At 37.5% G+C, this 12,304-nt stretch carries 11 protein-coding genes and 3 pseudogenes; 1 reads left to right on the top strand and 13 read right to left on the bottom strand.

The window, feature by feature from the left end; translation table 11 throughout:
• Positions 1 to 391 precede the first annotated feature (391 nt).
• From V7659_RS26570 to V7659_RS26560, 3 genes are all read right to left on the bottom strand, one after another.
• Entirely contained in the window at positions 392 to 1,447 is a 1,056-nt protein-coding gene (locus V7659_RS26570) for an NAD(P)H-dependent glycerol-3-phosphate dehydrogenase (RefSeq protein ID WP_335543089.1), read from the bottom strand.
• Positions 1,448 to 1,470: 23 nt separating this feature from the next.
• Positions 1,471 to 2,781 carry a ribosome biogenesis GTPase Der gene (gene der, locus V7659_RS26565; RefSeq protein WP_335543088.1) on the bottom strand — a complete coding sequence of 437 codons (1,311 nt, stop codon included), beginning with the start codon at positions 2,779 to 2,781 and terminating at the stop codon, positions 1,471 to 1,473.
• Between the two features lie 252 nt (positions 2,782 to 3,033).
• Positions 3,034 to 3,642 (bottom strand): YphA family membrane protein, encoded by a 609-nt coding sequence (locus V7659_RS26560; protein ID WP_335543087.1) that lies wholly within the window; start codon positions 3,640 to 3,642, stop codon positions 3,034 to 3,036.
• A 108-nt stretch (positions 3,643 to 3,750) separates the two neighbouring features.
• Between V7659_RS26560 and V7659_RS26555 the strand changes: the two genes are divergently transcribed.
• Complete coding sequence (locus V7659_RS26555) at positions 3,751 to 3,891, top strand: YpzI family protein (RefSeq protein WP_335500623.1); 141 nt, start codon at positions 3,751 to 3,753, stop codon at positions 3,889 to 3,891.
• 30 nt (positions 3,892 to 3,921) lie between these two features.
• Here the strand turns inward: V7659_RS26555 and fni are convergent.
• From fni to V7659_RS26505, 10 genes and pseudogenes are all read right to left on the bottom strand, one after another.
• Positions 3,922 to 4,980, bottom strand: a pseudogene (fni, locus tag V7659_RS26550) (type 2 isopentenyl-diphosphate Delta-isomerase).
• Between the two features lie 11 nt (positions 4,981 to 4,991).
• Positions 4,992 to 6,131: a 30S ribosomal protein S1 gene (rpsA, locus tag V7659_RS26545; protein ID WP_335543086.1), complete on the bottom strand. Its 1,140-nt coding sequence runs from the start codon at positions 6,129 to 6,131 to the stop codon at positions 4,992 to 4,994.
• 158 nt (positions 6,132 to 6,289) lie between these two features.
• A complete protein-coding gene (locus V7659_RS26540; protein ID WP_335543085.1) occupies positions 6,290 to 6,871 on the bottom strand; it encodes a lysophospholipid acyltransferase family protein in 582 nt (193 codons plus the stop codon).
• A gap of 2 nt (positions 6,872 to 6,873) precedes the next feature.
• Positions 6,874 to 7,548, bottom strand: coding sequence for a (d)CMP kinase (gene cmk / locus V7659_RS26535; RefSeq protein WP_335543084.1), 675 nt, complete (start codon positions 7,546 to 7,548; stop codon positions 6,874 to 6,876).
• Between the two features lie 164 nt (positions 7,549 to 7,712).
• The gene (locus tag V7659_RS26530) at positions 7,713 to 7,892 is read right to left on the bottom strand and encodes a YpfB family protein (RefSeq protein WP_144547493.1); all 180 of its coding nucleotides are present in this window, start codon (positions 7,890 to 7,892) and stop codon (positions 7,713 to 7,715) included.
• A gap of 77 nt (positions 7,893 to 7,969) precedes the next feature.
• Positions 7,970 to 9,319: a germination protein YpeB gene (gene ypeB, locus V7659_RS26525; protein WP_335543083.1), complete on the bottom strand. Its 1,350-nt coding sequence runs from the start codon at positions 9,317 to 9,319 to the stop codon at positions 7,970 to 7,972.
• Between the two features lie 14 nt (positions 9,320 to 9,333).
• Positions 9,334 to 10,233 carry a spore cortex-lytic enzyme gene (sleB, locus tag V7659_RS26520; RefSeq protein WP_335543082.1) on the bottom strand — a complete coding sequence of 300 codons (900 nt, stop codon included), beginning with the start codon at positions 10,231 to 10,233 and terminating at the stop codon, positions 9,334 to 9,336.
• 95 nt (positions 10,234 to 10,328) lie between these two features.
• Complete coding sequence (gene prsW / locus V7659_RS26515; RefSeq protein ID WP_335543081.1) at positions 10,329 to 11,018, bottom strand: glutamic-type intramembrane protease PrsW; 690 nt, start codon at positions 11,016 to 11,018, stop codon at positions 10,329 to 10,331.
• A 112-nt stretch (positions 11,019 to 11,130) separates the two neighbouring features.
• Positions 11,131 to 12,088, bottom strand: a pseudogene (locus V7659_RS26510) (asparaginase).
• Positions 12,088 to 12,304 (bottom strand): annotated as a pseudogene (locus V7659_RS26505) (hypothetical protein); the annotation flags it as partial. The pseudogenes V7659_RS26510 and V7659_RS26505, both read right to left, overlap by 1 nt.

The raw sequence follows: 12,304 nt of genomic DNA, 5'->3' as shown, positions 1-12,304 counted from the left end.
ATCGAGACCCACATTTTAAACATAGCTGGCGACAAACTTAACTCCCCCTTTTTCGAAGATTAATTATATCACAAGCGATAACTTTTCTAGAAAAATTTTGAACGAAAGAAAAAAAAAACTGAAGTAAAGAGGGGCGAATTCTTTACTTCAGCTTTAACGACTAAATAACCCATACCTGCGTATAACTACTAGGTTGCTTCGTTGCATTGTATGCAATCTAGACACAAAGCGTTTCACCGAACGCCCATTTATTAAGAAAAACTTTTTAAAACATGGCTCTGTTAAACTTGCCTGTTGATTTCCGCTCCAATCAACAGGGTGCCATAATAAACAATAAGCTTTAACACAGCCTAAAACATATGGTCCCTATTTCTCCATTATGCTACATTTTTTAATCTTCAATATTTCGTTCCTCTAAGACATTAACCAAATCTTCCATTTCATGCGTCTTGCCGCGGGCCATTAAAACATCTACAGCGTCCGCTGCCCTCTTCCCATTAAATAGGACATCATACAGGGCATAGGTAATCGGCATGTTCACATCATACTTTTGGGCTAACTGATAAGCAGCCTTGGTGGTTCGAACACCTTCCACTACCATCCCCATGTTGTCCAAAACCTCATTAAGGGTTTTCCCTTTACCCAATAGGTTTCCTGCTCTCCAGTTCCTTGAGTGGACGCTTGTACATGTAACAATTAAGTCCCCAATGCCTGCAAGTCCAGAAAACGTTAATGGGTTAGCACCCATTTTCGTACCAAGTCGAGCTATTTCTGCTAACCCTCGAGTCATTAATGCCGCTTTAGCATTATCACCATAGCCCAACCCATCAGTAATGCCCGCAGCAAGTGCAATAATATTTTTTAAGGCACCACCAATTTCAACACCAATAACATCTGAATTAGTATAAACACGAAAATTATTGTTGATAAATAAATCCTGTATTTTTTCCGCTGCTTCCATATTCTCAGAAGTTACGGTTACCGTTGTTGGGTGGCGAAGGCTAACTTCTTCTGCATGACTTGGACCGGATAAAACAACAACATCATTTAATAAATCTTTTGGCATTTCCTCTTTAATAATTTCAGAGATGCGAAGTAATGAATCAGGTTCAATCCCTTTACTAACATGCGCAATTGTCAATGGTTCTGCATGTACGGTACGGATTTTACCGATTACTTCACGTATTGCCTTTGTCGGGACGGCTAATATAAGTGTATCCACGCCTGCTAAAGCATCACTTAATGATGAGTATCCAACAATCAATTCTGAAAGGTCAATCTCTGGAAGGTATTTCTTGTTGGTGTGCTTTTCATTAATTTCTTTGATTTGCTCTTCATTATGGCTCCAAAGACGAACTTCATGACGATTGTCTGCTAGCACTATTGCCAAAGCGGTTCCCCAGCTTCCAGCTCCAATAACGGCTATTGCTGTTTTCGTATCCTTCACTTTACATCACACCCACCTTATCTTTATTTTCTTTCTCTCGCATAAATTTTAATAGGGGTTCCTTCAAATCCAAATGCCTCTCTGATTCTGTTCTCTAAGAAGCGTTCATATGAAAAGTGCAATAATTCAGGTTCATTAACAAATACAACGAAGGTCGGCGGTTTAACTGCCACTTGTGTAGTGTAATATATTTTTAAGCGTCTGCCATTGTCTGTTGGTGTCGGATTCATCGCAACAGCATCCATGATCACATCATTGAGCACGCTGGTTTCAACTCTCATTGAATGGTTTTCACTAGCGGTATTGATCATTGGGAGCAACGTGTGAACCCGTTTTTTTGTTTTTGCAGATAAAAACACAATTGGAGCATAACTAAGAAATAAGAAATGTTCCCTTATCTTCTGTTCAAGTTCTTTCATCGTTTTTTCGTCTTTTTCAATCGCATCCCACTTATTGACCACGATAACGACAGCCCTGCCTGCTTCATGTGCATACCCAGCAATCTTTTTGTCCTGCTCAATGATTCCTTCTTCGGCATTAATTACAACAAGAACAACGTCAGAACGTTCAATTGCCCTTAAAGCACGAAGTACACTATATTTTTCTGTACTTTCATAGACTTTTCCTTTTTTCCTAATTCCCGCTGTATCAATGATGACATATTTTCCCCCATTATATGTATATGGAGAATCGACAGCATCACGAGTGGTACCGGCAATATTACTAACGATTACACGTTCCTCTCCTAATATAGCATTGACTAATGATGATTTCCCTACATTGGGGCGTCCAATTAAGGAAAACTTCACTACATCTTCTCCATATTCAACCGTTTTGTCTTTGGGGAAATGTTTTGCAGCCTCATCTAAAAGGTCCCCTAAACCAAGCCCATGTGAGCCTGAAATCGGAATCGGTTCACCAAATCCCAATGAATAAAAATCATAGATTTGATCGCGCATTTCAGGGTTATCTATTTTATTAACAGCTAATACAACGGGCTTTTTAGACCTGTATAAAATTTTAGCTACTTCCTCATCAGCTGCTGTAACCCCTTCACGTCCGTTTGTTAAGAAGATGATTACATCTGCTTCATCAATGGCTATTTCAGCCTGCTGTCGAATTTGTTCCAAAAACGGTTCGTCACCTATATCAATTCCACCTGTATCGATAAGGTTGAAGTCATGTGTTAACCACTCACCAGAACTATAGATACGATCTCTTGTAACTCCAGGAATGTCCTCCACAATAGATATTCTTTCGCCGACAATCCGATTAAAAATTGTTGATTTTCCTACGTTGGGCCGTCCTACAATGGCAATAACAGGTTTAACCAATTACAATCGCCATCCTTTCTTTCTTATAATTAAATACTATTAGTATGTTAGCATAGAGTGAAATTACATCAGTGGGGGGCTTCCTTCCCGATAATGCGGGGTTATTCCCTTAGTCCTTATGAAGTAAAGAAACCCTTCTGTGATCGAGAAGGGCCTAACTATGTTATTTTAACAATGTTAATCCTTTCCCGCAATGGAAAAAACCGAAAAGTCGATTACTGAAAACCTGTCATTAATTATATTGGATCTCTTTCAAGATGATTTTTGCTTCCCTTTTTCTAAAAAATGAAAATGATTTTGGAGAATAGGTCCTATGTTTTCCAACGCGGTCCAACCTGTAAGCAGGAGTGCTGTTAATGAGCAAACATCTAGGTATGCAAAGGTCCCAATTACATACGGAAATTCGAATTTATTTAATATAAATGCATATAAAATGTCCCCTTGCATGGTACCAGCAAAAATGATGAGTAATCTCCCTTTTAAAGTTTTCTGCAATAATAGGGCTAAATACCACAACGTTATTCCCATCATCCATTCCTTTTTAAAAATAATCCAAATCGGATCAAATATCTCAAATAAATGAAAGGTCACGTATGCAATAGAAACGGTAAATGAACAAATGAAAAAATATATGAGTGCTCCTCGTTTTTCTTGGCTTAAAGAAAAATAACATATGCCTAACATAAATAACCCGCTTGCCTGTATTTCAAACTCTCCTGCATCAAACCGGACATTAGATAACATTAGGACTATTAATACGATTGCAGCCAGTTTTAATCGATATGGGTTTTGCTTTTCCAGAATAAAGGTCAAGTATATCCAAAAACCCCAAAAGACCCAATAAAAGATTGCCCCTTCCAACTCATACACCTCCTATTATTTTCATTATTGGTAATCTTTATGTACTTTCATACTTCCCTGAATAATATTTCCTGTGTGAATCATCTTATTAAGAGGAGGTGTGTTTGAATGGGAAAAGACCGACAAGAAAAAAAGTTACGGGCGAGTGGAAGAGTAGAATCAGATCGTGATCAGGCGTTGCACTATCCAGGTGCAACTAAGTTATCAAGCCCTGAAGAAGCAAGAGGATTAAACGACGGAAAAAGATAAAAATAAAAGCTCTCGCGAGTGCGGGAGCTTTTATTTTATGGAACGCTGGGCAAATGGTTTGGTATCGACGCCACGTTGATGTAACCAATGATAGGTTTCTCCTGAGATAATTAAAGGTGCCTTCCTTAAATCTGAAATCGTTTTAGCTCCCAAAGCAGTCATAATCATCGTCAATTCATAATGAAGGGCTTCAATTTCTTGTTGCAAAACCTCTACCCCTTCCTTAATCAAGATTGGTAAGAAATAGCCTGCCATGCCGACTGCATTCGCCCCAAGTGCTAATCCTTTTGCAATATCATGTCCTGACTTAAATCCTCCAGAGCCAATAACTGAAAGCTATTCCGATACAGATGATGCTTCAAGAATAGAAACACCAGTGGGGATCCCCCATTGATTAAAAAAAGACAATGCTTTATCTCTGCGTTTATTTTCAATTTCAGCAAAATTTGTCCCGCCAGAGCCGCCAACATCAACCACTTTTACACCTACGGATGATAGCTTTTTGACCGTCTCCAACCCCATTCCGAAACCAACTTCCTTTACAATTACAGGGACATTTGCCTCTTTTACAATTGTTTCAATCCTTTTAAGTGCACCAGAAAAATCGCGATCTCCTTCGGGCATGGTTAGTTCTTGAATAACATTTAAATGTATTTGCAGAGCGTCTGCTTCTATCATATCGATCGCGGCTTTTGCATCTTCTACAGATGCTTCGCTTCCTAAATTTGCAATGATAACACCAGAGGGATTCTCTTTACGGACAACTTCATATGTGTATCTTTGAGAGTTATCCTTTAATGCAGCCATTTGTGACCCAACGGCCATCGTTAAACCAGTATTTTTAGCGACGATGGCCAGTTCTTTATTGATACGATATGTTTTATCACCGCCACCACCAGTCATGGCATTGATAAAAATAGGCGAACTTAAATAAAGTCCGCCAATTTCATGGTCTAATCCAACATCGAATACACCGATATTGGGCAGGCCCTGGTGAATAAATTTTATATCATCGAAAGCTGAAGAATGATTTTGCCGATTTTCAAGGGCAAAACGAATATGGTCCCATTTTCGTTCAGATCTAGACACTTATATCACCATTATTTTCCTAAATTCTTTAATTTATCACCAATAACTTCTCCTAGCTGAAAGCCTTTTGACTCTTCAGGAAGTTCGTAGTCTTGGTTTTCCTCATACTCTTTTTCAAGCAGTTCTTTAATGCTTAATGATAGACGTTGATCAGACTCATTTGCATCAAGGACTTTGACGTCTACTTCTTGTCCTTCTTTTAATACTTCATGTGGAGTACCAATATGCTTATGTGCAATTTGAGAGATATGGACAAGGCCTTCCACACCAGGGAATACCTCGACAAATGCACCATAAGAAACTAATCTTTTTACTTTACCTTTTAATATACTGCCTTTAGGCGCTTTTTCGGAAAGATTTGACCATGGTCCAGGGAGTGTTTCTTTAATCGATAGGGAAATTCTCTCACTATCACGGTCAACACTTAAAACCTTAACTTGAACTTGTTGACCTTCATGAACCACATCTGTTGGTTTATCAACATGATCATAGGATAATTGAGAAATATGAACTAAACCATCGATGCCGCCGATATCAACAAAAGCGCCAAAATCAGTGATTCTTTGAACTGTTCCATCAATAATTTGACCTACTTGTACCGCACTAAGTCGACTTTGTTTTTGCTTACCTTTTTCTTGTTCTACCACTGCTCGATGAGAAAGGATTAAACGATTCTTTTCTTTTTCAAGTTCAACAATTTTAAAAGTAAGACTTCGACCTTTATAATCACTAAAATCTTCAACAAAATGAGCTTCAACTAAAGATGCAGGTACAAATCCACGAACTCCTAAATCAACTACCAGACCGCCTTTTACGACGTCTTTTACTTCAGTTTCAATAATTTCGCCGCTTTGGAATTGATTTTCCAAGTGATCCCAAGCCTTTTCTGCATCAACTTTTCTTTTGGAAAGGATGATTGCTTCTTCCTCAACCTTCAACACTTCTAATTCTAATTCATCACCTTCAGCAACTGCATCAGAAGCCTTTTCAATATGCAGACTTGAAAGTTCACTGATTGGGATGATTCCATCTAATTTGCTGCCTTGGATATCAACTAGCACCTGCTTTTCTTCTACTTTGGTAACTTGTCCAGTTACTTTATCCCCGATTTCAAAGCTTCTCACTTCTACTTGATTTAATTCTTCCGACATATGTATTCCTCCTTAATCCATTTACTTCAAAATTCTATATATGATCTGGTGGATGCCACGCAGCATACAACACATATAAAAATAAAAAAAGCAGTGAATTTTCAAAAAAAACTCTTTCCATTAACTTCTTACAAATAGACTATTTTGTCAAGCAGAAGCTATTGATGTTCTTTTCTAAGTTTATCAATTTTGGACATAATTAATTCAGTAACTAGTTCTGCTGACGCCTTCTCTTTTCTCATTTCCTCCAAATCAATAGGTTCTCCATAGACAACCTTTAATTTTCGGAAACTTCGGTAAGGACCGATGATGGCGCATGGGACAACTGATGCTGAGGACCTTAACGCAAAAAAACCTGCTCCAGCAAGTCCCTTACCTAATTCGCCGTTCTTACTTCTTGTGCCCTCTGGAAAGAGACCGAAAACATGACCATCCTTTAGGATTTTTAAACCTGTTCTAAGTGCTTCTCGATCACTGAATCCCCTTTTTACTGGAAAGGCATTACATTTTCTAACGATATTGCCCAAAACAGGTACTGAAAAAATCTCTTCTTTTGCCATATAATGAACAGGACGCGGGGCCATTATTCCGACTATAATGGGATCAAAATTATGAATGTGATTCGCACAAAGGAGGACACCACCTTCTTTTGGGAAATGTTCTAATCCGATTGCTTCAACTCTGTAAAGTGGTTTAAATATTCCAGTAACCACTGATTTGGCAAAGTCATAAAACGTCACGCCTATCCAATCCTTTCGTGCACCAACACCATTATTTTTTCTACAACATCTTGAATTGATAGAGAGGTTGTATCGATTTCTACAGCATCATCCGCTTTTTTCAATGGTGCTACTTCTCTCTCTGAATCGATTTTATCTCTTCGAGAAATTTCTTCTTTTAATTTTTCTAAGTCAGACGGGAAGCCTTTTTGGATATTTTCCGTATGGCGCCTTTCTGCTCTTTCCTCAACACTAGCAAGTAAAAATACCTTTACCTCGGCATTAGGCAAGACATGGGTACCGATGTCCCTCCCATCCATCACAACGCCGCCTTCAGTGGCAAAAGCTTGCTGTCTTCTGACCATTTCTTCGCGGACCTTTTGGTGTTTAGCGACATACGAAGTGGAATTGGTAACCTCAGCAAAACGAATTTCATTTGTAACATTTCGCTCATCTACGTATACTAACTGACCTTTATCAGATGGCTGTAATCTAATGTCTGTCGATAATAATGTTTCCAATAATGCATCTTCATCTTCTAAATTCAGTTGATTTACGATTGCCTTATATGTTAAAGCTCGGTACATTGCACCAGTATCGATATAAATATAGGAAAGTTTTTCTGCCACTATTTTTGCAACTGTACTTTTACCGGCTGCAGCTGGGCCGTCTATTGCAATTGATATTTTCTTGTCCATAAATCCTCCTATTTGTCATCATGAGTTTCTTAGATGTTGTCTATTATTTATTTTACCACAAGATATTGAATTGCCTCTTTTTTTACCATGATAAAATATGAAATTTTTAACTATTTTTTTAGTTAATATTGGTCAATCAAAAGAAAGCAGGCTGGCCTGCTTTCTCATTTCCCCTGAAAGGTTTCAAGAATTTCAGTATATGTATTTTCATTTACTCCTTCATATTTTGTCAATTGTTTTACCTGGGGAAGTATATTTAGCTGATGAAAAAAAAGTTGGGTTAGAAATAGAAAAATAAATTGGACGATTACAATTTTTATTAAGATTCTTTCTACCTTTTTCATGAAATCCACTCCACTAATTAATATACTTATTATTGGAGTTTTTCGAAAAAAATATAAGGAAAAGCAAATGCTTTTCCTTATAACACGTCTTCATAAACAGCCTCAGCATTTTTTAACTTTTCAACTTTTTCCTCAACACCACTTTTGGCATTAATAAAAATTCGATACGTATCATCATCGATTGTTCCTAAAAATTCATAGCAAAGAACTTCTTTGTTAAGGTCATTTATAATCATCGCCTGACGATCTTCCATGACCTTAAAGTTTGGATTTACCTTAGCTCGTGCTTGTTTCACAGAAATAGTTGGTTTTTCTATTTTCCTTGTCTGAAAAGACTTTAAATATTCCTCTGCTGATAGACCAATAATATCACCGTTATCCAGTGCGACCTTTACTTTAATTGATTCAGGATAAATTCTAACTCTGTTTATGGATGAAACGAAATTGAATACTCCAATATTGTCATATTGTGTGCTTTCAAAGATTTCTAAACCCTTAAAGCCCGTTTCTTTTAAGAAAGCTGCCGCCTTATTATCGGCATCATTTAAACTAAGAACCTGTTTTTTTACATCACGTTGATTAATAAACCAGATTGGATGGCCGGCTTTTTTCGTAATATCCATACTTCCTTCCTCACCGGTTTTCTTATCTTTAATAGAAACGCTATAAAAACCATAGTCGGAACCTTTCCCATTCTCTGTTACCTTTACCTCTGAATTTCCGTCAATCTTGATGTATTTCTTAGCGATTTGGATAGCCTCTTGCTTAGAAATAGTCTTTCCTTCTATTTTGTTAAAATTTTCATCCTTTTGTTGCATGTTTGCAAAAGTAGGACCCATATTTGATTCAGTGTAGCCGCTTGCTGTCTTTTCTACAGCTTTAAAGCCATCGATAATCGTATTATCTGTTGTTTCTTTTCCTGATGCCAAAGCAAGTTCAACATCCATCCACCGAAGATTATTTTTTAAAACCATATGCTGTACTTTTCTGAGATCATTCTGAATATCACCAGATTGCTTATATAATACCTTTAATGTGTTGTATTCATCCTTTGATAGTGGTTCCTTATCTAAATCTCTGACAGCAGTACGGTAACTGAAGTTCCCAATTTTAGATAAAAATTCCTCAGTCTTGTTAAACGGAAGCAAGGTTAACGGCAATTGTCCAACATCACTATGTGCTTCTGAGGTAAGCCTCCACACTTCAATTAAGGAGGGAGACAGTGATTGTCTTGAGTTCATTGCAAGGGTTGTACCAATTTTATCGTGTAATAAATCTACTTGATAGGTAAGGTCATGAAATGCCCGTTGATACGTGTTTTCCGCATTTAATAGAACGGCATTTTTCTCCTGATGTTCTTGATAGCCCCAGTATGCTGTTCCCGCAACACCGACAGCGAGAACTCCAATTAATATTCCTCTTATCAATTTAATTCACCTCTCTACTTGCAAAAAATATGTTTCCCGATTCGTTTGATTTGTGGTCGTCCCCAGATCCACCCGCTGGTTGCGGTATCCGGGTTAAAATAATAAAGTGCCTCTCCAGTTGGGTCCCAACCATTAATCGCATCCAAAACCGCCTTCTTTGCATTTTCATTTGGGGTAAGCCATATTTGTCCATCAGCTACAGCTGTGAATGCACCAGGCTCAAAAATCACTCCTGAAACTGTATTCGGGAATGTGGCACTATTTACCCGATTGAGAATAACAGCTGCCACCGCAACTTGGCCTGTATAAGGCTCTCCCCGGGATTCTCCATAAACGGCATTAGCCATTAACTGAATATCATTTTGTGAAAAACCATTTGGTGTGTTTGCTGCCGTCGGTTTTTTAGGTGCTGTTTTCTGGGGTGCCGTGTTTTTTTGTGGCACCGTTTGTTTTGGAGCTTGCTTTGCTGGTGCCTGTTTCGCTGGTGCTTGGTTAGCTGGTGCCTGTTTCGCAGGACTTGGTGCTACCTGTTTACCTTGATCAACCCCACCGTAATGTGTAAACTTTTTGCCTGTATTAATATGTTTTTTTACAAACTGTTCATTGTATTTACTTGCTTTGGCTAGTTTTAATTTTGTTGGCCACCCTGCAAGCCCATCAACCGGCAAGCCAAATTCATATTGAAAATTTCTTAACGCCCAATATGTGCTCCAGCCAAAAACCCCATCAATCTTACCGTTATAAAAACCCAAATACTGGAGTCTTGATTGAAGCTCAATGACATCATCTCCAACCGCCCCCTTTTGAATTACCTGATTAGAGAAAGCTCGCACCTCCTTGCTTTCAGAAATCGATGATGTCACGATCAGAAGGATTAGTATAAATAACTTAATTAGGATTTTCTTCTTTTTCATGGAATTTTAACCCCCATTGTAAATCTTTTTGCAGTAAACCTATTTTTTGTTTTAATGGGTTTTTTATTCCAATTAAATAAATAAAAAACCCTTCTTTATGACTGAAGGGTTTTTGGGACAGAATATTGTTTTTTCAAATGATTGGCACTTAAGATTTTTGCTTTCTTAACTTTTCTTAGACCAAACCACCAAAGAAAAATCATAAACGGAAAAATAATCATAAGCCAATTTTCTTGTGATATTAAGATAAAATCATAGGCTCCATGGAGAATAAATGGCAAAAACAAGGAGAGAATGACCCACTTCGCTTTACTTCCTTCTGTAAATTTAGCTTTTCCAATGTAAAAGCCCATAATTACACCAAATAGGGCATGACTAGAAACAGGTAACAATGCACGTGTCATGGCATGTTCGATTCCATTCGCTATTAAGTAAAAGATATTTTCGATTGTAGCAAAACCAAGTGAAACAGCTACTCCGTAAACAATACCATCAAAGGGTTCATCAAACTCTACATGCTGATAAATAACGTAAAAGAGGATAAACCATTTAAAGAACTCTTCAAACAAGCCTGAGCTAAAGAATGCATTGAATATTTCAGATTTTACTATATGTTCTGTTTCAAGGACATGCTGGATAAACATAATTGGAAACACCAGCAATGCACCGTACATAAACGTCCTTAAAACGAAAGAAATTGGCTCTGGTTCATATTCATCTTTTAAATAAAAGTAACTTAGTAATGCCAGTCCGGGGGCAAGCCCGGCTGATAATATTCCCAGCATGATGAACCTCTTTTCAAATCCATTTTCTTAATCGTAACATGGTTTCTCTATAAAGAAAATGAAAGATTCATTCCAATTACTAATAGGTTTTTATCTTTTGGTTAGTTAAAACTTAAAATCTAATCTCAGCCAAATTACTTGCAAGCGCAACTGCCAATTTAATTCTAGCTTTTTTAGAGTCATTATCACTTCCAAGAATTACGCCTTTATTAAATAGGTCAAAGGCACTTCCTTCATAATCATAGGTTGTATAAACTGAACCTTCTTCTGCGCTTGTGGTTATAACTAGTTTCATTCCTTGAGCAATTGCTTTTTCGATTTCTGTCATCATTTTAGGGGCAACTTGACCACGTCCCACTCCCTCTAAAATAATGCCAGCAATCCCCGCCTCCCGCGCTGCCTTGATAAATTTTCCATCCGCTCCAATATAGCATTTAATGATTTCAACTTGAGGGATGGAAGTTTTAATCTCAAAATACTCTCTTTTAATTGGTTTTTGGAAAACATGAACTTGATCATTATCTATAATACCTAGATATCCAAACCCAAATGAGTTAAAGCCTTGGATATTAGATGCATGTTCTTTTTTCACATAACGTGCAGCAAATATTCGTTCATTAAAAACTACCACTGTTCCGGCATTCCTTAAATCTTCAGAACAAGCACAATAAATGGCATGACGTAAATTAATATATACATTCGCTTCCCACATCCTCTGGTGAGCGTTGTGAACCTGTCACGACCACAGTCCTGGAGTCATTAATTGTTAAATCGAGAAAATAGGAAGTTTCCTCCATCGTATCTGTTCCATGTGTGACTACAACACCTGAAACCTCGTCATCCTTAAAATAGCTTTCTATTTTATCCTTCAATAATAATAGATCATCGAAGGTAATATGAATACTGGCTTTCTGAAAAACAGATTCAACAACTACTTCGATGTCCTTTGGCAAATTACACATACTTGCCAATTCTTCACCAGTTATCGCCCCTGAGGCTAATTTTCCTGAATCTTTATTAGTCTTGCTTGCAATAGTCCCACCTGTCGTTAATAAAACTACCTTTTTCATTATTTAACCACCCTTCTTGCATCTTTTTCTATAATTGAGTGAGAGATTGCCTCTCCATGAAATCTGCCATTTTCAATAAATATTTCATTTGCATTATTTCCAGCTGCAATAACACCTGCAATATATATTCCCTCTATATTGGTCTCCATCGAATCCGGACTAAAGAAGGGCCTTCCTGATTCTTCATCTATTTTTACACCCATATTTTTTAAAAAT

Origin of the sequence: Neobacillus drentensis, assembly GCF_036966985.1 — a bacterium.
GTDB lineage: Bacteria > Bacillota > Bacilli > Bacillales > Cytobacillaceae > Neobacillus > Neobacillus drentensis_E.
The sequence above is the reverse complement of the archived record's forward strand: the minus strand, read 5'-3'. Positions and strand labels throughout refer to the sequence as shown.